Origin of the sequence: Xaviernesmea oryzae, from assembly GCF_900109605.1 — a bacterium.
GTDB classification, from domain to species: domain Bacteria; phylum Pseudomonadota; class Alphaproteobacteria; order Rhizobiales; family Rhizobiaceae; genus Xaviernesmea; species Xaviernesmea oryzae.
In genome coordinates this window covers 14,463-36,279 of record NZ_FOAM01000005.1, presented here as the reverse complement: position 1 = coordinate 36,279, position 21,817 = coordinate 14,463, and the positions used below count along the sequence as shown (strand labels likewise).

18 protein-coding genes are annotated in these 21,817 nt (G+C 63.9%); 9 read left to right on the top strand and 9 right to left on the bottom strand.

Going from position 1 to position 21,817, the window contains the following annotated elements; genetic code table 11:
* Positions 1-4: 4 nt before the first annotated feature.
* The 9 genes from BMX61_RS07315 (at position 5) to BMX61_RS07275 (ending at position 10,867) form a co-directional block, all read left to right on the top strand.
* Positions 5-910: an ABC transporter permease gene (locus tag BMX61_RS07315; protein WP_075626067.1), complete on the top strand. Its 906-nt coding sequence runs from the start codon at positions 5-7 to the stop codon at positions 908-910.
* Between the two features lie 4 nt (positions 911-914).
* Positions 915-1,760 (top strand): ABC transporter permease, encoded by an 846-nt coding sequence (locus tag BMX61_RS07310; protein WP_075626033.1) that lies wholly within the window; start codon positions 915-917, stop codon positions 1,758-1,760.
* A 7-nt stretch (positions 1,761-1,767) separates the two neighbouring features.
* Positions 1,768-3,243 carry a mannitol dehydrogenase family protein gene (locus tag BMX61_RS07305; RefSeq protein ID WP_075626034.1) on the top strand — a complete coding sequence of 492 codons (1,476 nt, stop codon included), beginning with the start codon at positions 1,768-1,770 and terminating at the stop codon, positions 3,241-3,243.
* A 287-nt stretch (positions 3,244-3,530) separates the two neighbouring features.
* Complete coding sequence (locus BMX61_RS07300) at positions 3,531-4,535, top strand: LacI family DNA-binding transcriptional regulator (protein WP_075626035.1); 1,005 nt, start codon at positions 3,531-3,533, stop codon at positions 4,533-4,535.
* 167 nt (positions 4,536-4,702) lie between these two features.
* Positions 4,703-5,992 (top strand): ABC transporter substrate-binding protein, encoded by a 1,290-nt coding sequence (locus tag BMX61_RS07295; protein WP_075626036.1) that lies wholly within the window; start codon positions 4,703-4,705, stop codon positions 5,990-5,992.
* A gap of 143 nt (positions 5,993-6,135) precedes the next feature.
* Positions 6,136-7,080: a carbohydrate ABC transporter permease gene (locus BMX61_RS07290; protein ID WP_075626069.1), complete on the top strand. Its 945-nt coding sequence runs from the start codon at positions 6,136-6,138 to the stop codon at positions 7,078-7,080.
* A 97-nt stretch (positions 7,081-7,177) separates the two neighbouring features.
* Positions 7,178-7,981 carry a carbohydrate ABC transporter permease gene (locus tag BMX61_RS07285; protein WP_234794633.1) on the top strand — a complete coding sequence of 268 codons (804 nt, stop codon included), beginning with the start codon at positions 7,178-7,180 and terminating at the stop codon, positions 7,979-7,981.
* Between the two features lie 3 nt (positions 7,982-7,984).
* Complete coding sequence (locus BMX61_RS07280) at positions 7,985-9,676, top strand: glycoside hydrolase family protein (protein WP_075626038.1); 1,692 nt, start codon at positions 7,985-7,987, stop codon at positions 9,674-9,676.
* A 147-nt stretch (positions 9,677-9,823) separates the two neighbouring features.
* Positions 9,824-10,867, top strand: coding sequence for an ABC transporter ATP-binding protein (locus BMX61_RS07275; protein WP_075626070.1), 1,044 nt, complete (start codon positions 9,824-9,826; stop codon positions 10,865-10,867).
* 52 nt (positions 10,868-10,919) lie between these two features.
* On the opposite strand, the gene BMX61_RS07270 is transcribed toward BMX61_RS07275, so the two are convergent.
* From BMX61_RS07270 to BMX61_RS07230, 9 genes are all read right to left on the bottom strand, one after another.
* Positions 10,920-12,539, bottom strand: coding sequence for a dipeptide ABC transporter ATP-binding protein (locus BMX61_RS07270; protein ID WP_075626039.1), 1,620 nt, complete (start codon positions 12,537-12,539; stop codon positions 10,920-10,922).
* Positions 12,536-13,399, bottom strand: a complete 864-nt coding sequence (locus tag BMX61_RS07265; RefSeq protein ID WP_075626040.1) for an ABC transporter permease — start codon at positions 13,397-13,399, stop codon at positions 12,536-12,538. Before BMX61_RS07265 ends, BMX61_RS07270 begins: the two co-directional genes overlap by 4 nt.
* A complete protein-coding gene (locus BMX61_RS07260) occupies positions 13,396-14,376 on the bottom strand; it encodes an ABC transporter permease (protein ID WP_075626041.1) in 981 nt (326 codons plus the stop codon). Before BMX61_RS07260 ends, BMX61_RS07265 begins: the two co-directional genes overlap by 4 nt.
* Positions 14,373-16,013, bottom strand: a complete 1,641-nt coding sequence (locus tag BMX61_RS07255) for an ABC transporter substrate-binding protein (RefSeq protein ID WP_075626042.1) — start codon at positions 16,011-16,013, stop codon at positions 14,373-14,375. Before BMX61_RS07255 ends, BMX61_RS07260 begins: the two co-directional genes overlap by 4 nt.
* Positions 16,014-16,065: 52 nt before the next feature.
* The gene (locus BMX61_RS07250) at positions 16,066-17,463 is read right to left on the bottom strand and encodes an LLM class flavin-dependent oxidoreductase (protein WP_075626043.1); all 1,398 of its coding nucleotides are present in this window, start codon (positions 17,461-17,463) and stop codon (positions 16,066-16,068) included.
* 37 nt (positions 17,464-17,500) lie between these two features.
* Positions 17,501-18,757 carry an acyl-CoA dehydrogenase family protein gene (locus tag BMX61_RS07245; RefSeq protein WP_075626044.1) on the bottom strand — a complete coding sequence of 419 codons (1,257 nt, stop codon included), beginning with the start codon at positions 18,755-18,757 and terminating at the stop codon, positions 17,501-17,503.
* A 300-nt stretch (positions 18,758-19,057) separates the two neighbouring features.
* Complete coding sequence (locus tag BMX61_RS07240) at positions 19,058-19,657, bottom strand: TetR/AcrR family transcriptional regulator (RefSeq protein WP_075626045.1); 600 nt, start codon at positions 19,655-19,657, stop codon at positions 19,058-19,060.
* 313 nt (positions 19,658-19,970) lie between these two features.
* The gene (locus BMX61_RS07235; protein WP_075626046.1) at positions 19,971-20,375 is read right to left on the bottom strand and encodes a DoxX family protein; all 405 of its coding nucleotides are present in this window, start codon (positions 20,373-20,375) and stop codon (positions 19,971-19,973) included.
* Position 20,376: 1 nt separating this feature from the next.
* Positions 20,377-21,576, bottom strand: a complete 1,200-nt coding sequence (locus BMX61_RS07230; RefSeq protein ID WP_075626071.1) for an MFS transporter — start codon at positions 21,574-21,576, stop codon at positions 20,377-20,379.
* Positions 21,577-21,817 lie beyond the last annotated feature (241 nt).

Below are 21,817 nucleotides of genomic sequence, written 5' to 3'. Positions count from 1 at the left end.
CGACATGGTTCTTCAGGGCGCGGCGCAACGCCCGGCCCGGCCGGCGCTGAAGACCCGGCTCGCCGCCAAAGGCTTCGACGGCACGACGCTGCTCGTCTTGCCGGGGCTGATCGCCGTGCTCGCGCTGTTCATCTATCCCTTCCTCTATGGCGTGGTGGATTCGCTCACCCCGCAGGCCGGCGCCTGGTATGAAAACTATCGCCGCTTCTTCTCCGATCCCTTTCTCTACAACACCATCTCGGCCACGCTCTGGCTGGCCCTGCCGGTCACCCTTCTCAATCTTCTGCTGGCCGTTCCCATCGCCTTTCGCGTGCGGCTGATGCGCCGGCAGCGGCTGTTGACCACGCTTCTGGTGCTGCCGATCACGCTCGGCACGGTGCTGGTCGCCGAAGGCCTGTTGAACTTTCTCGGCCCCCAGGGCTGGTTCAACCGCACGCTGATCCTGATCGGCCTGTTGGACACGCCGCTCAGGCTGACCAACAATTACTGGGGTGTGTTCGCCTCGCTGCTGATCACGGGCTTTCCCTTCGCCTTCCTGCTGACGCTCTCCTACGTGACCGGCATCGATCCGGCGATCGAGCAGGCGGCGGCAACGCTGGGGGCAAGCGCCTGGCGGCGTTTCACCCGCATCTTCCTGCCGCTCCTGGTGCCGGGCCTGTCGGTCACCTTCTGCCTCGCCTTCGTCCAGGCCTTCGCCGTCTTCCCCTCGGCGGTGCTGCTCGGCGCGCCGGCGGGCGCCACGCGCGTCATTTCGATCGCGGCCTATTCGGCGGCCTTCGAGGAATATAACCACTCGCTCGGCTCGGCCATCGCCATCATCATGGGCGCGGTCCAGCTTCTCGTCGTTCTCGCGGTGCTCGGCCTGCGCGGCTTCTTCTATCGCGGCTCGGCCAGCGGCACGAAAGGTTGACCCCATGATCCGCGACCGTGGCCTCGGCTCCAAGCTGTGGCGCACCGCCGTCTGGGCGGTGACGCTGCTCTTCATCCTCAACCTCCTCGGCGTCATTGCCACGGTGGTGACCAATTCGCTGGCGACGCGCTGGCTCGGCACCTGGCTGCCGGTCGATTTCACCACCCGCTGGTATTTCGCCGCCTGGCGCGAATTCCAGCTGACGGAGGTGCTGCTCGTCACCTTCCAGGTGGTCTTCCTGGTGACGCTGCTCTCCGGCCTGATTGGGATCACCACGGCCTATGCTCTGGCGCGGCGGGATTTCGCCGGCAAGCGCTTCGTCGTGCTGGTCTTCCTGCTGCCGCTCCTGGTGCCGCCCTTGACCTATGGCATCCCGCTGGCCACCCTGCTCTATCAGGTCGGGCTTGGCGGCTCCTTCTGGGGCGTGGTGATCATCAATCTCGTGCCCTCCATTCCCTTCGTAGTTTTGGTGATGATCCCCTTCATCGAGCAAATCGATCCGCGCGTGGAAGCCGCCGCCCGCGTCTTCGGCGCCGGCACCGGCAGCCTGTTCACCCGCATCCTTTTGCCGCTGCTTCTGCCGGGCATGCTGGCGGCGCTGCTTCTGGTGCTGGTGCGCACCATCGCCATGTTCGAGTTGACCTTCCTCGTCGCCGGCCCGACGAGCCAGACGCTGGTCGTCTCGCTCTATTATGCCGTCTTCGCCTCGGGCGTGCGCGCCTCGCAGTCGATCGACGCCATGGCCGTGGTCTATATGGTGACGACCTTGTTCTGGCTGATCCTCGCCCTGCGCTTCGTCAACCCGACCCAGATCGTCGCCCGCGCCAAGCAATCGCAGCCGGCGCATTGAGGACACCATGGCCCGCCTCTCCAAGCAGACCCTCGCCGCCCTTCCCGAAGTTGTTGCCCGCCCTGCCTATGATCGCTCCCGGCTCCAGATCGGCATCGTCCATCTGGGCCTCGGCGCCTTTCACCGCGCCCATCAGGCCGTTCTGACCGAGGCGGTGCTTGAGGCCGGCGATCTCTCCTGGGGAATTGCCGGCGTCTCCCTGCGCAGTCCCGAGACGCGCGATGCTCTGGCGCCGCAGGATGGGCTCTATACACTCGACGTCCGTGACGGCACGGGCGACCGCTTGCAGGTCATCGGCGCTCTGGCCGCCTGTCTCGTCGCGCCTGAGGATCCCGGCGCCGTGCTGGATCTCATGGCGGCGCCGTCCACCCGCATCGTCTCGCTGACCGTCACCGAGAAGGGCTACTGCCACAAGCCGGCGACCGGAACGCTCGACGAGGACCATCCCGATATCCGCCACGACCTCGCCAACCCCAGCAGCCCGAAGACGGCGATCGGCTTTCTGGTGGAAGCGCTGGCGCGGCGCCGCGCGGCGGGGCATGCGCCCTTTACCATCCTCTCCTGCGACAATCTCCCCGCCAATGGCCGCACGCTCGCCCGCGTCGTCACCCGCTTCGCTGAGCTGCGCGATCCCGATCTCGGCGCCTTCGTGGCAGAGCATGTCGATTTTCCCTCCAGCATGGTCGACCGCATCGTTCCGGCAACCACGGACCAGGATCGCGCGCTTGTCGCAAAGGCGCTTGGGCTTGAGGATGCCTGGCCGGTGATGGCTGAGCCTTTTCTTCAATGGGTGGTCGAGGACCGGTTCTCTGGCGGGCGCCCGGACTGGGGTGCCGCCGGCGCCACGTTCGTTGCCGATGTGGAACCCTTCGAGCTGATGAAGCTCAGGCTGCTGAACGGCAGCCATTCGACGCTTGCCTATCTCGGCTATCTTGCCGGCCATGAGACCGTATCCGACGCAATGGCGGCGCCGGGGTTTGCCGCGCTGCTGCAGGGATTGATGGAAGACGAGGTTTCGCCGAACTTGCCCGAACTGCAGGGCTTCGACCTCCCCGCCTATCGCACCGCGCTCATCGCACGCTTCCGCAATCCGGGCCTGCGCCATCGCACCTGGCAGATCGCCATGGACGGCTCGCAAAAACTGCCGCAGCGCCTGCTGCAAACCATTCGCGCGCGGATTGCGGCCGGTCAGCCCTTCGAGCGCCTGGCGCTCGGCGTTGCCGGCTGGATGGCCTATGCCCGCGGGCAGGATCTTGCCGGCCGCCCGATCGACGTGCGCGATCCGCTTGCAGGCCGTATTCGGGAGGTGACGGAAGGGCGCAGCACCGCGTCCGAGTTGGTTGGCGCCTATCTCACGCTCTCGGACGTCTTCGGCACTGACCTCCCCGCCTCGCAGCCGTTTCGCGCAGCCGTCACCCAGGCTCTGGATCGGCTATTGACCCTTGGCCCGCAAAAACTCGTGGCGGACTACGGTAAAAGCTGACTTCACTGACGCTTTGCCGCATCGTTGGCGGGACATCTGGTTCCGCCTTAGCATTGTCATGCCCTCCAGAACGGATCGCTCGGGGCCCGAGCGTGCTACACAATGCCTATGAGTCATGGGCTTGTGTGCGATAGGCTCGGCAGTGTCCTCTTCCCGTCTCGATTGAAGCCACCTGATGTGTCCTCATGCTTGATGATGAACATAGGATTGACAATAGGGTCAGCCGGCTGTATCGCTTAGGGTAATCGATAACCCACTAGCTTTAACTCAACGATACCGGAGCCCTCTTGGCCGCCTCGCTCAACGATATAGCCCGGATTGCAGGCGTCTCGGTCAAGACCGTTTCGGGCGCTTTGCATGGCGGCTCCGCCCGCATGGCGGAGGCGACGCGGGAGCGGATCGTCGGCATCGCGGCCGAGCTCGGCTATGTCACCAATCTCGCGGCTCGCTCCATGCGCCAAGGGTGGATGCCGCTGATCGGCCTCGTGGCGGACGATCTTATCACGTCGCCCTTCGCCACCGAGATCATTCGTGGGCTCGACAGCGCGGCGCGTTCGGCCGATATGGCCGTCTTCGCCATGACGCTCGGCGGCCGCCGGGATGTGGGCGCCGTGCTGGAGGAAGTGCGCCGTTTCCGTCCCCGCGCCATCGCCTATGCCGCCATGTATCACAAGACGGTGACCCTGCCGGATGCGGCGAAGGATGTCGTCGGCGTGATGATCAATTGCCAGGAAACGCAAGGCCGCGTTCTCTCGCTCGTGCCGGACGAAGAGGGCGCCGCTCACGAGATCACCCGCTATCTGATTGAGGCCGACAGGCGTAAGCTGGCCTTCATCAACCTGCCCGGCATTCTCGCTGGCGAGCTGCGCGAGAAGGGTTTCCGCCGCGCGCTGGTCGAGGCGGGCCTGGATGAGGCTGCCATGCCGGTGCTGCCAGCCGTGCGGCGGGCGATCTACAGCGACCGGGCACCGAGCCTCGTTGCCCACCACGTGGCGACGATGATGCAAGGGCCCAATCCGCCGGACGCGCTGCTCTGTGGCAATGACCGTGTGGCCATGGAGGTCTACGCCGCCCTGCATCGGCTGGGCCGGCGCATTCCTGACGATGTGGCGGTGGCCAGCTTCGACAATCAGGTGGATATTGCCTCGCGGCTGGATCCGCCGCTGACGACCATGGCGCTGCCGCACCGGCTGATGGGCCGCATGGCTGCCGATATTCTGCTGAGCGCGGATCCGCTGCCGCCTGAGGTGCGTCGCCTGCCGTTTCAGATGGTCGAGCGCCGCTCAGTGTGAGGCGACCGGGCGTTGGGCGGGAGAAGCGAATGGCGGCTGTGAGGCACGACAGGGCCGGTGCGCGGCACAGCGCTTGGCGATTAGAGTTCAGGCAGTCGGCGAAAGGGACGCGGGCGGTCTGCTGCATACATAAGCTTTGACAAGACCCCAAGGAGGAGGATCTCATAATGGGTAAACGTTTACTTCTGGCGAGCTCGGTCGCTGCGATCCTGGCCTTTTCGGCAAGCGCCGAGGCCAAGACGGTCATCAAGATGATGCATCAGGGTGACCCCGGCTGGGTTGCGGCCTATGGTGATCTCGCCAAGCGCTTCGAGGCGGAAAATCCCGATGTCGACATCGAGCTGATCTACGCCCCGCACGATGCCTATAACGAGAAGTTCTCGGCCGCCGTCATGGCCAAGCAGCTTCCCGACATCATGGAACTCGATGCGCCCTTCCTCGCCAATTATGTCTGGTCCGGCTATCTCGCGCCGATCAAGGACGTGATCGATGCGGATGTGCTCTCCGACATGACGGAGTCCAACATCGCGCAGGGCACCTATGCCATCGACAAGCAGCTCTATGCGATCGGCCTGACCGACAGCTCCGTCGTGCTGTATGGCAACCGCAAATATCTGGAAAAGATCGGCGCGCGGATTCCCAAGTCGGTGGATGACGCCTGGACGCGCGAGGAGTTCGAAGCCAATCTCGAAAAGCTCTCCAAGGTCGAAGGCGTGAAATGGCCGATCGACACCTTCCGCGGCTATGGCATAAAGACGGAGTGGATCACCTACGCCTATAGCCCGATCTTGCAATCGGCGGGTTGTGACCTGATCGACCGCAAGAGCTGGAAGTCGGAAGGCATGCTGGACAGCCAACCCTGCGTCGATGCGATGACGATGATGCAAAACTGGGTGAACAAGGGTTGGGTCGTTCCGCAATCCTCCGGCACCAACCAGTTTTATGCCGAGGGCCATCCAGCCGCGCTGGCGCTGGGCGGGCACTGGTTCTACGCCGAGGCGGCTGCCGCGATGAAGGACGACGTCGTCGTCATGCCGCTGCCGAAATTCGGCGCCAAGGGCGCATCGCCGGATGGGACCTGGATCTGGGGCATCACCACCGCCTCCAAGCATCCCGATATCGCGGGTAAGTTCGTGTCCTTCATGCTGAAGGACAAGGCCTATCGCGACTATGCCAAGTCGCAGTCCGCCTATCCCGGCCTGAAGAGCTTTGCCGCTGAAAGCCCGCTCTATGCGCCGGGCGGCGCACTGGCCGTAGCCTTCGAGCAGGCCTCCAAGACCGCCGTGCCGCGCCCGCCGCATCCGGCCTATCCTGCGATCACCGCCGCCTACATGCAGGCCGTGGACAAGATCTTCAACAAGGGCGACGTCAAGCAGGCTCTGTCCGATGCCGCTCAGAAGATCGACGAGGACATTGCCGACAATGACGGCTACCCGCCGTTCAACGGCGAGCAATAAGCCTCGACAGATGCCGCCTGTGGAGCCGGCGCCTGCCGCCGGCTTCCTGTCCCCTTCTCATGGTCCACTCCCGGATGACGCGCCTTGACGCCGGCGCTCCGGGCCAAGGCGGCTTGCCGGCCGCAGGAGATATCGTCATGAGCATGTCATCGGCCGGCGCGGCTGCAACCGCCGCCCAGCGTCCGGCGCCCCGCAAGGGCGCGCGCCGTGATCGTATCAGGCTGTTCCAGGAAATGGGCATGCTGGCCCCGGCCGTCATCCTGATGACGGTCTTCCTGATCGCGCCTTTCATCCTGTCCTTCTGGACGGCGATGACCAACCAGCCGCTGGTGCCGCGCCCGACGCCGGTGCGCTTCGTCGGCCTGGCGAATTTCATCCGGATCTTCAACGATCCCCTGTTCTGGACGGCGCTGTGGAACGTCACGCGCTTTACCATCTGGATCATCCCGGTCCAGTGCGGCCTGGCCTTTTTGACCGCACTGCTGCTGCATCAGAAGATCCCGTTCCGAAACCTGTTTCGCGGCCTGTTCTTCCTGCCGGCAATTACCTCGATGGTCGTGGTCTGCGTGATCTGGGCCACGCTGTTTCAATATCCGACGGGTCCGTTCAACCAGATCCTCGGCTTCCTCTCCTTCGGCATGATCCAGCCGATCGACTGGTTGGGCGATCCGAACTGGGCGATGTTTTCCATCGTGCTGCTCTCGGCCTGGCAGGCCTATGGCTTTCAGATGATCATCTACCTCGCCGGCCTGCAGGGCATTTCCGAGGAGCTCTACGACGCCGCGCGCATCGACGGCGCCAATGCGCTGCAGCGCTTCTGGAACGTGACCATGCCGGGCCTGCGTCCCACCCATGTCTTCGTCCTGGTCATCACCACGATCCAGGCCTTCAAGCTCTACACCCAGGTGGCGATCCTCACCCAGGGCGGGCCGAAGAATTCGACCGAAACCGTCGTCCATTACATGGTGCGCATCGGCTATGAGGAGCAGAAGCTTGGCTATGCCTCGGCCGTGTCGGTCATTCTCTTCCTCATCGTCCTCGTCATCGCGCTCCTGCAACGCTTTCTCCTGAGGCGCTACGATGTCTGATACAGCCCTTGCCTCCGCTCCGCTTGCCCAACCGGCGAAAGTGCCCGCCATCCGGCGCAAACGCTTCAATGCCTATCGCGCCATCCAGGCGGCGTCGATGCTGATCATCGCGCTGGTGATCGTCTCGCCGCTCTTCCTTCTGGCCGTCGCCAGCCTGAAGGATGATCGCTTCCAGATCCTTGCGGATATGGGCACATTCCGCGCCTTCTGGGTCTCGAACCCGACACTCGCCAATTTCGCCGAAGTGGCGCATTTCTCCGGAGAGCTGGCTTTTGGCCGCTATCTGCTGAATTCGCTGATCATCCTGTTTGCAACCGTGGTCGGCGGACTCGTCGTCAACTCCATGGCCGGCTTCGTGCTGGCATGGGGCTCGCTGCGCGGCCGGGCCGTCATCCTGGCCTTGGTGATTGCGCTTTACGTCATCCCGCAGGAAAGCATCATCATGCCGCTGGTGATCATGGTCTCGCGCGCCGGCATCACCGATGGCTTCGCGGTGCAGATCGTGCCCTGGATCGCCAGCCCGCTCTACACCTTCCTCTTCTACCAGTTCTTCGCGCAGTTGCCGAAGGACCTGTTCGAGGCGGCGGAGATGGACGGCGCATCGGTCTTCCGGGTCTATCGCTCCATTTTCCTGCCCTTGAGCCTGCCGGCGCTCGCCACCGTCTCCATCCTCATGGGCATCGAGGCCTGGAACCAATATCTGTGGCCGATCCTCGTTACCCAGACCGATTATGCGCGGCCGATCTCCGTCGCCATCGCCACCTTCTTCGGCCAGGACAGCATTTTCTGGGACCGCGCCATGGCGGCCTCCGTGCTGATGATGCTGCCCATCCTCGCCTTCTATCTCGCCTTCCAGCGCTGGTTCGTCAGTTCCTTCGTCGGCTCGGCAATCAAGGGTTAAGCCATGACCGAACAAACCTCCTCCCTCTCCGCCGCGCTCACCACCCGGCTTGCACCCGGCAGCCACATCCACCTGTGGCTGAAAGCCCGGCAATCAGGCTCCCCGGCACGCTTGACGTTGACGCTGGACGGCCATTCGGCCGGCGAGGCGAACACCGACAATGCGGCTGAGTTCGCCTTCCGCCTCTTGGAAGCGCACAAGGGCGGCTCGGCCGTGCTGGCTTACGATCCCGCTACCACGGAGCTTTCGGCTGCCTATGCTTTCCATCCTGATCAGGTAATGGAAGAGGGCATCGCCTTGCTCTCCCATGGGCCTGCCAACGCACCGCCCGCCGATCTGCCGCTCTATCATTTCACCCCGCCCTTTGGCTGGATGAACGATCCGAATGGCTTCGGGCGGTTTGGCGGGAGCGCGCATCTCTTCTACCAGCATTACCCGCACAGCCTGCGCTGGAACAACATGCATTGGGGCCATGCTGTCTCGCAGGACGTCCTGCGCTGGCGTCATCTGCCGATCTTCCTCTTTCCGAATGACGAGCTGTCGAAGACGGCAGAGGGTCTTGGCGGCGCTTTTTCCGGCTCGGCGATTGCGGAAGGGGACGGCTCCATCCGCGTCTTCTTCACGGAGCAGGTGAAGGACCGGGAACCGGAGGAGCAGAACCAATGGAGCGCCGTCTCCACGGATGGCGTCACCGCCGGCCCCGCCGAGCTGGTGCTGCCGGCGCGGCCTGAAGGCCTGAACCTGACGCTCGACTTCCGCGACCCCTATGTGATCAAGGGCCCGGACGGTCGCTTCAAAATGCTGCTCGGCAGCCGCGACCGTGATGGCGGCGTGGTGCTGCTTTATGAGACCGACGATCCGCAGGCCGCCACGGGCTGGCGCTATCTCGGCATTCTGCACCGCGAGAACCGTTTTGGCATGACGGCGGCGGAATGCCCCTGTCTGGTGCCGCTCGGCCCGCCTGAGGATGCTGAGACGCGCTGGGCGCTGATCTTCGCACTGCTGACCAGCCGCTGCCCGCAGACGGGACGGCGCAATTTGACGATTGCGACCGTCGGCCGCTTCGATGGCCAGAGCTTCTCGCCGGAATTCGAGCAGGAACTGGACTTCGCCACGGACGCCTATGCGTTCCAGGGCTTTCGCGACGGTGACGACACGATTGCCATCGCCTGGCTCGCGAACTGGACCGATGTTTCCAAGAAGATCGACTTCCACAGCGCCATGACCCTGCCGCGCCGGCTGGTGCTTGAAGGCGATGCGCTCTTGTCGCCGCCGATCGATGCGGTCGAAACCTTGCGCAGCGCCGCGCTCGATGCCGGCGCGCTGCAGCGTCCGGAAGGTCTCGCGCTTGGTGACGGGGCTGTCGAAATTTTGCTGACGGCCACGCAGGCCGGCGCCGCGTTTCGCCTGGAGATCGACCATCCGGATCTGACGCTCGGGGTCGAGCAGACCGGGGACGGACTGGCAATCCTTTATGGCGTTCCCGGGGACAAGCCGGCGCCCCGCTATCTCGCGCGTGATGCGGCAGCGAAGGAGATCCGCATCTTCCTCGACCGCGGCTCCATCGAGGTCTTTGCCGATGGCGGCCGCTGGAGCGGCACCAAGCGCCTGAAGAGCTTCGCGCCGGCAAAGGCGGCACGTCTGACGAGCGGCGGCGATCTTTTGGAAGCCAAAGCCTTCGCGCTCGCCTTGTAAGGCGCCGGCGCCGCGGGATGCGGCGCCGCGTCCCATAGCATTCCGGACCCCAAGAGCGCCTAGCGCCGGTGGTCCGGCCCCTTGTTTTCGCATCGGCTCTTCGCAGGCGGCGTTCCCCTTCGATCCGGTGTTCTGGAGGAGAAGATCATGGCATCGGTCAGCATCGAACGGGTGGAAAAGCATTATGGTGTCGTCCCCGTCATTCATGGCGTCTCGGTCGATATCGAGGACGGCGAATTCGTCACGCTTGTGGGGCCGTCCGGCTGCGGCAAGTCCACGCTGCTGCGGATGCTGGCAGGGCTGGAGGAGATCTCCGGCGGCGAGATCCGCATTGGCGGGCGCGTCGTCAACGACGTGGCGCCGAAGGAGCGCGACATCGCCATGGTGTTCCAGTCCTATGCGCTCTATCCGCATATGACCGTGGCCGAAAATATGGGCTTTGCGCTGAAGCTCCAAGGCGTGGACAAGGCGTCGATCGAAACGCGGGTGCGCGAGGCGGCCGATATTCTGGCGCTGGGCCCGCTGCTTGACCGGCTGCCGCGCCAGCTTTCGGGCGGCCAACGCCAGCGCGTGGCCATGGGGCGAGCGATCGTGCGTCATCCCCAGGTCTTCCTTTTCGATGAGCCGCTCTCCAATCTCGATGCGAAGCTGCGCGTTACCATGCGTGCGGAGATCAAGGATCTGCACCAGCGGCTGAAGACCACCACCGTCTACGTGACCCATGACCAGATCGAGGCCATGACCATGGCCGACCGCATCGTCGTCATGCGCGGCGGTGTTGTCGAGCAGGTGGGCCGCCCGCTCGAGCTTTACGACCGCCCGGCCAACACGTTCGTGGCGGCCTTCATCGGCTCGCCCTCCATGAACCTCCTGGAAGGCCGTATGGAACAGGGCGGCTTCCGCCTCAAGGATGGCGCCACGGTGCTGCCGCTGCCGCCGGGCATCGCGAGCACGCCCACCACCTATGGCATTCGCCCCGAGGACATCGCGCTCGCCGACGAAGGCGTCGCCGCGACCGTCGCCGTGATCGAACCGACGGGCGCCGAGACGCATCTGGTGGTGCGGCTGGGGCAGGAGAACGTCACCGTCGTGACCAAGGATCGGCTGTCGCTCGAACCCGGCCAGACTGTCTATCTCAGCCCAAAGCTCGCGCGTCTGCACCTCTTCGGAACGGACGGACGGCGCCTTTAAGGACGCGTGCCTAGGTGTGGCACCAGGCGCGAATAGGGCGGCGTCGCCGTGATCACGAGGCCGCCTGCAGCAACGCCTTGGTAAAGGGATGCGCCGGGGCGGAGAAAACCTGCTCGGTTGCGCCCTGTTCCACCGCGCGGCCGCTTTGCATCACCAGCACATCGTCACTGATCTGACGGATCACGCCGAGATCGTGCGAGATGAAGAGATAGGCGATGCCGAGTTCCTCCTGCAGGTCGGCGAGCAAATCGAGGACCTGCGCCTGAACGGACACGTCGAGGGCGGAGACCGGCTCGTCGCAGATGACGACCTTGGGATTGGCGGCAAGCGCCCGGGCAATGGCAACGCGCTGGCGCTGACCGCCCGAGAGGTTAAGCGGCCAACGGTCGGCGATCTCAATGGGAAGGCGCACCTTTGCCAGCAGGTCGGCAATGCGCCGTGCCTGGTCCTTCCGGGCCAGACCCGCAGCCTGCAAGGCGTCGGACAGGATCTGGCCGACGGTCCAGCGCGGGTCGAAGGACGAGAGAGGATCCTGATAGATCACGCTCAGATCGCGGCGATACGGGCGGCGATCGGCCTCGCTTACTCTCGGTCCACGCCCTGTGGATGCGACCCAAGGCCGCCCGGCAAACGCGATCTCACCCTCATCCGGTGTCACCAGACCAAGCGCGATCCGAGCGACCGTCGTCTTGCCCGAGCCGGATTCTCCGACGATGCCGAGCGTGCGGCCGCGCTGGATTGAGAAGCTGACCTTGTCCACCGCCAGCCGGGCGCTGCCCGCCGGCCCGTCGAAGGTCTTTGTCAGATCACGCACATCGAGAACTGTCTCGGGTAGACTGGACGCCTGTTCTTCCCGATCGCGCGCAATTGGTCGCCGGCGGCGGGGATGGCGGCCCGGCATGGCATCGAGCAGCGCGCGCGTATAGGCGTGCCGCGGCTTCGCCAACACGTCCGAGACCGGCCCCTGCTCCACCACGTCGCCATGGTGCATCACGACGACCTCGTCAGCGAGTTTGGATACGAGATGGAGATCATGGCTGATGATCAGCAGGCCATGACCTTTCTCCTTAATAGCTGACAGAAGCGCTACGATCTGCGCCTGCACCGTGGAATCGAGCGCCGTCGTAGGCTCGTCGGCAATCACGATGGCAGGATCGAGCGCCAGCGCCGTTGCAATCAGCGCGCGTTGGCGCAGACCTCCCGACAGTTCATCCGAACGCTGCAGCGCGCGAATATCAGGATCGGGAATGCCAACGGAGCGAAGGAGGTCTTGCGCGCGACGCCGTCGGCTTGCCCTGTCGCCCCAACCATGGGCGGCGAGGGCCTCCTCGATCTCGGCGCCGATGGTGCGCAACGGATCGAGCGAGACCAGCGCGTCCTGCAGCACGAAGCCGATATCGCGTCCGCGGATCTCGCGCCACTGCCTTTGCGACAGCGCGCGCAGATCACGATCGCCGTAGGAAAGACGGGTTGCGGAAACGATAGCGCCCGCACCGGCCAGCCCGACGAGGCTGCGCGCGGTGACGCTCTTTCCCGAGCCGGACTCCCCCACCAGCGCCACGGCACGGCCAGGCTCGACGCGGAAGCTGACATGTCGGACGACGCTTTTCCTTGCCGAGCCTGCCGCGAAATCCACCGAAAGATTGTCGACGATGAGCGACGCTTTGCTCATGATGTGCGCCCCTCCAGGCAGCGCTGCAGATAGCGGCCGACGACGGTGGTCGACAGCGTCGTCAGCACGATGAAGAGGCCGGGGAAGACGGTGAGCCACCAGGCGCGGCTGACGAAATCGCGCCCCATGGCCAGCATGGTGCCCCATTCGGCAGCCGGCGGCTGGGCGCCAAGCCCAAGAAAGGACAAGGCCGAGGACCAGACGATGGCCTGGCCGATGCCCATGGTGACCATGACGATCAGCGGCCGCATGACGTTTGGCAGGATCTGCCGCCAGATGATGCGTAGCGGCGAATGCCCGAGCATGCGAGCGGCCTCGATATAGCCGGCGCGGCGCACGCTCAGCGTCTGGCCGAAGATCATCCGCCCATAGCCAGGCGCATTCCCCACCCCTGTGGCCACGATGAGCGGACCGATGCCGCCGCCCAGATGAGCCGCGAAGAGCAAGGCCAGGATCAGCGTGGGGAAGGAGAACAGGACATCCAGCACCCAGCCGATGAACCGCTCCGCAAGCCGTCCGCCGAGACCGCCGATAAGCCCGAGGGGGATGGCGAGCGCCATCGAAACGGCAACGGCCCCGACACCGAGCAGCAGCGATTGGCCCGCGCCGTAAATGACGCGGGAATAGATGTCGCGCCCCGATTGATCCGTGCCGAAAGGATGGCCCAGGCCCGGCGGGCGAAAAGCAAGGCGCGGCGCGATCTTCAGCGGATTGCTTGTCGCAAACAGGTCCGGCCAGATCGACGCGGCGATCAGGACAATCAGGAACAGCATGGCGAGGCTCGCGCCCACAGGCGGCAGGCTGACCTTCGGCAGCCGGCGGCTTTGGGCAAAGGTGGATGTCGAGAGCGGAATGGTCATGTGCGCTTTGCCTTCAAACGCGGATCGACAAGGATATAGAGAAGGTCGACGGCCAGGCTCGCAACGACATAAACCAGCGTGACCACCAGCGTGACCCCAATGGTCAAGGGCATGTCCTGCACGCTCACGGCCTGATAGAGCACGCGGCCGAGCCCAGGCCGCGAGAAGATCACCTCCACCAGAACGGCATTGCCGATCAGCGAGCCGATCGCCCAGGCCGAGAGGCTGATGCCCGGAAGGGCGGCATGACGAAGGCCATGTCGCCATCTGACCGCGCCTTCGCCCAGACCGCGCATGCGCGCGGAGAGAATGAAGGGCTGATCGAGCGCCAGCTCGAAGGACTCCCGCGTGACCTGCGCCAAAAAGCCGGCGAGCGGCACGGCCAGCGCAAGCGTCGGCAGCACCATGCCAAGGAAGCCGCCATCGCTTTGCGGTGGAAACCAGCGCAGGCCGAAGGCAAACACAGCAAGCAGCACCAAGCCCAGCCAGAACTGCGGCAGGGCAGCGGCCATGGTCTCTGCGGCCGAGCCCACCGCACTGAGCGCCCACCCGCGTCGCGCGGTGGCCAGTACGGAAAGGGTGGAGAGCAGCCAGGCCACGGCGACAGCCGAGCCTGTGAGCCAGAGCGTCGGACCGATCTGCTCGGCGATGACAGCGCTGACCTGCTGATGCTGAGAGAAAGAGGTGCCCAGATCGCCGCGCAACAGCCGGCCGATATGCAGCAGATACTGAACGGGCAGCGGCCGGTCCAGTCCGAACTCGGCGATGGCACGCGCGACGGTCTCTGGTGTCGGATTGGCCGTTGGCCCGCCAAGCACCGCGCGAACCGGATCGCCCGGCGTCAGCCGCAGGGCGAAGAAGGTGACCGTGGCCGAGGCCAGCAGCACCAACGCGCCGGAGAGGAGCCGCCGGCAGATAAGCCAGCCGAGCGGCCAGAGCCGGTTGATCTGCAACGACCGCCCAGCTGGCGCGCTCATTTTCTCACCCAGGCATCATAGAGTACGGGAACCGACAGCGAGGGCTCGAGCCGCACGCCCTGCGCGGTCTTGTAGATGCCAAGCCGGGTGCTCTGCGGGAAGGTTAAAACCTGCAGATAGTTCGAGGCGATGATCTTCTGGGCATCGAGATAAAGCGCCCGGCGCTTGCCCTCTTCCGTCGTTTCCAACGCCTTGTTGACGACCTCGTCAAAGGCCGGGTTGGAGAACCCTGTGGCATTTTGATGATAGCCGCCGGATCCTGCGGCCCCAAGGAATTCCGAGGAGAAGACGATGCGCAGCACGTCGGCGGTGTTGGTGTTCCAATATTCGCCAACGGCATCATATTGCCACTTGCCCATCCGGTCGAGCCATTCGGAAAAGCCGAGATTCTGCAGCTTGACCTCGAAGCCCGTTTCCGCTGCCGTCGCCTGGATCTGCTCCCAGAGCGAGCGCTCCGCCGGGCCCTGGAAATCGCCGATCAGCACCTCGACCGTCAGCGTCTTGCCATCCTTGATGCGGTAGCCATTTGCATTGCGCTCGCTCCAGCCGGCCTCGTCCAGAAGCTTGTTGGCACGATCCGGGTCGTAATCGTAATGCGCCTGGAAATCGGGTGACGCGAAAGGCGTGACCGCGCTGAGCGGCCCCGGCGCGCGCTGGTAACGGCCGAAAAAGACGCTGTCGAGTGCGCCCTGAATATCCGCCGAGCGGACAAAGGCTTCGCGCACGCGGATATCGTCGAAGGGTGCGCGCCGGGTGTTCAGCGCCGAATTGGTCGGATTGCCCGGGCGGTCCTTGATCAGAAGCGTGAGATTGCCATCCTTGGCGGCGCCCTCCTCGGCTTCGGGCGGAATGGATTCGATCACATCCACATTGCCGCCCGCCAGCGATGCGAAGCGTACGGAGGGTTCGGGAATGATTTTCCAGACCAGCCGATCCAGATAGGCAGGCCCCTGATGCTTCGCCGTTGGCGGCGCCCACTTATAGTCGGGGTTGCGCTCGAAGACGATCTCGCTCTTGCGGTCCCATTTGACGACCTTGAAGGGACCGGACCCGACAGGGCTCTGGCAGTTTTCATCACGGCCGCGGGCGAGCGCCGATGGCGCCTCGATCCCGAGGAAACCCTGCGCCAGCACCTCTAGAAACGCGGCATAGGGCTTTTTCAGATAGACGACGGCCGTGTGCTCGTCCGGCGTCTCGGTCTTCAAATATTGCTGGATATAACCGCCCGCCGTCGAGGATTGCGTGGCGGGGTTGATGATGTGATCGAGATTGGCCTTTACGGCGGCGGCATTGAACTTTTCGCCATTGGTAAAGGTCACGTCGTCGCGCAGGTGGAAAGTGTAAACCTTTCCATCGTCCGAGATCGTCCAGTCCTTGGCGAGCCAGGGGCCGATGCGGCCATCCTTGTCTTGGGAAACGAGCGAATCCGTATATTGCTGCGCGACGAAAACCTGGGGCATGTCGCCATCCACATGCGGATCGAGGCAGGTGGGCTCACGGTCGGTGGCATAGATCAAGGTGCCGCCCTTGGCGGGAACGTCCTCAGCCCTTGCGACGCCGGTGCCTGCCAGCCCTGCCGCCAAGAGGGCGATAAGGGCCGCAGCCGTTGTTGCGCGTCTTTCGATGAAGCTGCTCATCTGCGAAATGTCCTTCCATGCATGAATCAGGGGGTCAGGCGGGCTTTGCCGGTCATGCAGGTGACCCTTCGCGCTCCTGCCGTTTGACCGCCTCGATATCGCGATAGCGAGCGGCCGGATGGGTCTCGGGCAGATATGGCCCCTGGCCGAACAGCTTTTCGCGCAGGGTTCCCTCGCGATAGGCGGTGGGGTAGCGGCCGCGCCTCTGCAGCTCCGGCACGAGCAGATCGACGACATCCTCGAAGGTGCCGGGTTCGATCGCGTAACAGAGGTTGAAGCCGTCGACGCCGGTTTCGTCCACCCAGTCTTCCAGGATATCGGCGACGGTTTGCGCGCTGCCTACGATCACGGGTCCACTGCCGCCGATCGCGCCCCAACGGGCAAGTTCCTCGATGGTCCAGCTGCGCCCGGACTCTTCGAACCTGTCGATGAGCGAGCGCAACTCCGCACCCGCGACCGCGCGCACCGCATCGCCCGGCTTGTAGCGGCCCAAATCGACGCCGCTCCAGCCGGACATCAGCACCAGCGCGCCATCGTACGAGCCGTAGCTTGAAAGCTCCTCGAACTTCGCCTGCGCCTTCTCATCCGTCTCGTCGACGATGACCGTCAGCAGCGTGTAGACCAGCAATTTTGCCGGATCGCGGCCATGAGCGGCGGCGCGGGCGCGGATGTCGTCGACATAGGCCTTCAGGGCCGGCTTGGTCAGCGCGCCGACGAAGACGCATTCGGCATTGCGAGCGGCAAATCGGCGGCCGGCCTCGGACTGGCCAGCTTGAAACAGCAAGGGCGTGCGCTGTGGCGAAGGCTCGCTCAGATGGTAGCCCGGCACCTGATAATAGCGGCCGGAATGGGCGATGGCATGCACCTTGTCGGGATCGACGAAGATGCGCCGCGCCTTGTCGCGCAACACCGCGCCCTTCTCCCAGCTGCCTTCCAGCAGCTTGTAGAGAACCTCGACATATTCCTCGGCAACCGCATAGCGATCGTCGTGCTGGCGCAGCCCCGTCTCGCCCACATTCTGTGCGCCGCTCTGCAGATAGGACGTGACGATATTCCAGGCCACGCGTCCGTCTGTCAGATGGTCGGCGGTCGCCAGCCTGCGGGCAAAGGTGTAGGGATGTTCGAACGACGTCGAGGCGGTAATGCCGACGCCGATATGCTTTGTGTTGAAGGTGATCGGCACCGCAAGCTGCAGCGGATCGTTGACCGGGATCTGCGCGGCCTGGCGGAAGGCATGCTCCATGCCACCCTGATAGACATCGTAATAGCCGATGACATCGGCGATGAAGATGCTGTCGAAAATGCCGCGCTCCAGCGTCTGCGCCAGTTCCGACCAATAGCGCACGTCCTTGTAGCGCCAGGATTGGTCCTTCGGATGCGCCCAGAGGCCCGGCGATTGATGCCCGACGCAATTCATCTCGAAGGCGTTAAAACGGATCTGTTTCGTCATTGCCCGGCCCCCGCGCGCCTATCAGCCAGTGCGGCGCTCATGACGCTTTTGCCTCGCCTGCCGCAGCCGGACTCAGGCCGATGCGCCATTGATAAGGCGGCGGCGTGCCGTTGACCGCGTAATCGCCGACGATGCGATCCTTGTAGATCCGGGGATTGTGGCTCGACAGCGTGCGGGCGTTGCGCCAGTGCCGGTCAAGCGCCAGCGGCTTGCGGGTCGAGGAGGCGCCGAGCGCGTCGAAAAGGAGGGTGGAAGCCTCCAGGATCAGGCTGGTGACCACCGTCAGCGCCTGCGAGGTTTCGATCTCGGCGATGGCATTGGCTTTCTCTTCCGCTGCCTCATCGCTTGCTAAATGCGCCTCATGGGCGCGCTCCAGCGCTTTTGCGACCTGCAGCACGATCGCGCCCGCAGCATAGGCATTGGAGCGCAGCCTGCCGACGATCTGCAGCACCTGCGGATCCTGGCTGGAACGCGGTCCGGCGGCATTGGTGTAGTGGCGCCGGCGTTCGGCGACCGCACGCGCCGTCTCCGTGGCGATCGCTCGTCCGATGCCGGCCAGTGTTGCGAGATGCACGGTTTGATAGAAGGCTGCACCGTAGCGAAACTTGTTTTCATCGATCACGACATCCGCCGGATCGACTTCGGCATTGGTAAAACGCGTCGTACCGCTTGCCGTCAATGTCTGGCCGAAGCCGTCCCAATCATCGATGATCTCGACGCCGGGATCGTCTCGCCGCACCTGAAAGGTGACGCTCTCGCCATTGAGGCCCGTGGCGCCGATATCGATCCAGTCTGCCAGGAGCGACCCGGTCGTGTAGAATTTCTCGCCGTTGACCACGAGCTTACCGTCGCGAAGCGACAGGCGCGTGGAGAAGCCTTCTTGGCTGGCATTGCCGATCTCCGTCCAGGCATTTCCGGCGATCTCGCCGCGCGCGAGCCGCGCCGCCCAGCGGGCGCGGTCTAGGCCCTGCGGCTTGTTGACGAGATCCTCGGCAAAGCCGAAATGGCCGCGCAAGGCCTGGGTGATGTTGGAGTCGGCCTCCGACAGGTCGATCAGGAGGGCGAAGAAGTCTGGAAGCGTCGCACCAAGGCCACCTTCCGCCTCCGGCAAACGCACCGCGCCAAGACCAGCCTGTTTCAACTGGGCGATCTCCTCGACCGGTAGCCTGCGCTGCAGCTCACGATCCACCGCGCCTTTGGCGATTTCGGCAAAGAGCGGGCGAAAGCGGGCAGCGATCGTCTCATAATGCTGGCTGGGTGCTGCGCCCCAAGCCAGATCAATCTGCGTGGTCATGTGGAAGGCTTGTCCTATTATCACGTGAGGCGTGCGCGAGACGCCGGACATGCCGCCCAAACCGGTATGCATGGCCGACCGCGCAGGTGATCCGCTCGTCAGCGCACAGGATGGATGCGAGGTGTCGGAACGGGATCACCTGTCCTTTATCGATCATCGCAACAGGCAAATTACAGTAAATCTATTTTTTTAGTATACAAATTTGGAGAAAATCCTACCCCGACGACGGAGCAAGCTCGCTCCTCCCAAGTCGGCGAACGGTCGCCAACCCCTTCCCCTGTGGCCTTTAACGTAAAAGCCCTAGGAGAGCCGCAAGGCAGCGCGATAGAAATCGGCGACGACCGCGACGAGCTTTTCCCGGTCATCCGTCTTGCCGAATGCGAGACTGTCATCGACGGCGCCATGCAGCGCATCGAACAGCATGACCGCAGTCAGACGGGGTTCCGGCAAGTTCCAGGCTCCGGCTTCGGCGCCGCGCGTCAACAACGCCGCCAGACGCGTGACGACGGCATTGTCGGATTTCATCGCGCGATTTGCAGGCGTGTGCTGATGAAAAACGAGGTCGTGCAGCGCCACGTTATCGAGATAGGCATGCACACAGGCCTCCACCCAGGCGGCGATGCGCTCGGACCAATCGGCATGCTCATGCGCCATCGCCGTGTCGACCGCTTTGCAGAACGTTTCGACGAACCGTGTCTGAAGCCCGGCGAGAACGTCGTCTTTCGTCTTGAAGTAGAGATAGAAGGTGCCCTTGGCGACATCCGCCTCCTCGACGATTTCGCTGACGCTCGTGGCGGCAAAGCCCTTCTTGAGAAAGAGCACCTCTGCCGCATCCATCAATTCATCGCGGCGAATGTCCGCAGGCTTGGTGCGTGGCCGTCCCGTCATGGCCGTCTTCATCGAAGCTCCCTTTTGATCACCGTTCAAGGCGTCACCCTAGCATCAAACGGTTCAGCGTTTCGCCGGGTTTGCGAGGATGGATCAGCCTATGAAAAGGCCTGAACCCGTTCATTGGCCAACTTGTCGGTGTCCCTTTATCGGATCCGGTCGAGCATGCCGGATGGCACAGTGAGCCCTTAGGAGACAAGCCGTGTCTTCACGCGCATGGTCATCTCGTCAAGCCAAAGCGTCGTCTCCCGCACCGTGGTCTTGAGATGGACGTGGGCGACGACGGGCGCACCACTCCAGCCTTTGGCGCTAAACCGCCGCCGCCTCACCCTGACAGCATGCCTGCCATCAGCAATCCGCCGATGAGGGACATATGCTCCAAGGCGAAGTTGCGGGCAATGAACGCCGCCTCCCCGCTCTTCCCCCAGAAAGCATGCGCGATCGGGATGGTCGCAAGGACGAAGACCGACAGCGCTGTGACCGCTATCCACGCGTGATCATCGAGGACGATCATCAGCGACATGGCGATCTTGAAGATCATCGTTGCCATGTTGAATGCCCATCCCGGTTTGAGGCCGAACCGTTCCAGCGCCCGCGAATAGGTCTTGAACGCCATCAGCTGGAGCAGCGCGTCCGACCAGAAGACGAAGGTGAGCAACATGCGCGCGAGCAGTAAAACCGCGCTGGAATGGGCCATTGCAAAAAGGGCCGGGAAATCGGCTTGGCTCATGTCACTGACCCTCGCCGCCGATGATGTGATCGCGTCCGCCGCGCAGGCCGATGATGCCGTTGACAGCCAAGAGCACGAGGACGAAGCCCAGGGGCCAAGTCCAGCCACCGCTCCAGCCATGCAGGGCGGCCGCGATCACCGGCCCTGTCGCGGCAATCGGATAGCCGAAGGTCTGCACCATGCCGGAAAGCTGCGCCATATGATGCCGGTCAGCGGTCCGCTTGGCGTAGAGTACGCCCGGAATGGCCAGTCCCGCGCCCATGCCCGAGCCGAGAATGATCGACCAGAGCGGGCCGCTAACGGCCGGGGCCAGCAGAACGCCGAGAATACCCACGATACTGAGCACGATGCTGCCGAGAATGTGCAGGCGATGGTCGCGCCGGCGGGCGGCAAGCGTCGGCCCGACAAAGCCGCCGACGGAAATTCCCACCATGCTCACGGCCAGATCAATGCCCGCCGCCGTCGGCGGTGCGCCCTTGTCGACGTAAATCGCCGGCAGCCAGGACAGAACGACGTAGAAGACCAGGCAATGAATGCCGAAGAAGGCGACGATGCTCCATGCGGTGGGATGGCGAAGAAGCCAATGCCAGGGCTGGCTGGGTCCGCTGACGTGGACGGGTTTGCTTGATACACCCAGCAGCGGCGCCAGCGCTGCAAGCGCCAACACGGCGGGTACAGCCGCGCTTCCGAGCGCGACCGTCCAGGAGCCTCCGGCTGCATGATAGAGGGGCACTGCCAGTGCCGCCATCAGCCCGCCGCCGACGCCCATCATCATCGCATAGACCCCCATCATCACGCCGATGCGGCGTGGCTCGAAGTTCTGCCGGATGAACACAGGCGTTAGCACGTTGAGCGCGGCAATACCGATACTGGCAACCACCGTTCCCGCCAGCAGCGCTTCGGCCGAGCCCAAGGAGCGGATGACGATCCCAGCCGTCAGGAGAACAATGGACAGAAACAGCGCACGCTCTTCGCCGAGCTGTTTGGCGAAGATCGCGCCGAACGGCGCGAAAAGACCCATGCACAGCGGCGGGAAAGCCGTCAGCGCGCTGACAACGACCGGATCCAGAGCCATGTAGGGCAGCAGCGGGCCTATCCCGCCATAGACGATCCGCAGATTGAGGCAAACGAGGACGAAGGCAATGATGACGGCAAGATGGCTCGGCTTGGCGGCAGATGCATCGAAGGCGGGCTTTTGCATGGGCGTGTTTTCCAAATGTCCAAAGTGGATAGATCCAAGCGCTCGGCTTTCCAGGGGCTTGGCGCATTCGGCAACGCCATTTTCCAGAGCCGAACTTGACCTTCCTCTAATTAATGACTGTCAGTCAGTCAATATCACATATCACAAGATTTTTAGTGCTATAGCATATTGACTGACCGCCGGTCATTTAATATTTGTTGATGGAGAGCGGGCGCTTGAAGCGGACAAGCCTGCCGGCTTT

Coding starts and splice junctions, on each gene's coding strand:
- BMX61_RS07255 (WP_075626042.1), bottom strand. CDS start 16,013: ATGAGCAGCTTCATCGAAAGACGCGCAACAACGGCTGCGGCCCTTATC.
- BMX61_RS07270 (WP_075626039.1), bottom strand. CDS start 12,539: ATGAGCAAAGCGTCGCTCATCGTCGACAATCTTTCGGTGGATTTCGCG.
- BMX61_RS07250 (WP_075626043.1), bottom strand. CDS start 17,463: ATGACGAAACAGATCCGTTTTAACGCCTTCGAGATGAATTGCGTCGGG.
- BMX61_RS07265 (WP_075626040.1), bottom strand. CDS start 13,399: ATGACCATTCCGCTCTCGACATCCACCTTTGCCCAAAGCCGCCGGCTG.
- BMX61_RS07260 (WP_075626041.1), bottom strand. CDS start 14,376: ATGAGCGCGCCAGCTGGGCGGTCGTTGCAGATCAACCGGCTCTGGCCG.
- BMX61_RS07275 (WP_075626070.1), top strand. CDS start 9,824: ATGGCATCGGTCAGCATCGAACGGGTGGAAAAGCATTATGGTGTCGTC.
- BMX61_RS07280 (WP_075626038.1), top strand. CDS start 7,985: ATGACCGAACAAACCTCCTCCCTCTCCGCCGCGCTCACCACCCGGCTT.
- BMX61_RS07235 (WP_075626046.1), bottom strand. CDS start 20,375: ATGAGCCAAGCCGATTTCCCGGCCCTTTTTGCAATGGCCCATTCCAGC.
- BMX61_RS07230 (WP_075626071.1), bottom strand. CDS start 21,576: ATGCAAAAGCCCGCCTTCGATGCATCTGCCGCCAAGCCGAGCCATCTT.
- BMX61_RS07290 (WP_075626069.1), top strand. CDS start 6,136: ATGTCATCGGCCGGCGCGGCTGCAACCGCCGCCCAGCGTCCGGCGCCC.
- BMX61_RS07315 (WP_075626067.1), top strand. CDS start 5: ATGGTTCTTCAGGGCGCGGCGCAACGCCCGGCCCGGCCGGCGCTGAAG.
- BMX61_RS07295 (WP_075626036.1), top strand. CDS start 4,703: ATGGGTAAACGTTTACTTCTGGCGAGCTCGGTCGCTGCGATCCTGGCC.
- BMX61_RS07310 (WP_075626033.1), top strand. CDS start 915: ATGATCCGCGACCGTGGCCTCGGCTCCAAGCTGTGGCGCACCGCCGTC.
- BMX61_RS07305 (WP_075626034.1), top strand. CDS start 1,768: ATGGCCCGCCTCTCCAAGCAGACCCTCGCCGCCCTTCCCGAAGTTGTT.
- BMX61_RS07245 (WP_075626044.1), bottom strand. CDS start 18,757: ATGACCACGCAGATTGATCTGGCTTGGGGCGCAGCACCCAGCCAGCAT.
- BMX61_RS07285 (WP_234794633.1), top strand. CDS start 7,178: ATGCTGATCATCGCGCTGGTGATCGTCTCGCCGCTCTTCCTTCTGGCC.
- BMX61_RS07240 (WP_075626045.1), bottom strand. CDS start 19,657: ATGAAGACGGCCATGACGGGACGGCCACGCACCAAGCCTGCGGACATT.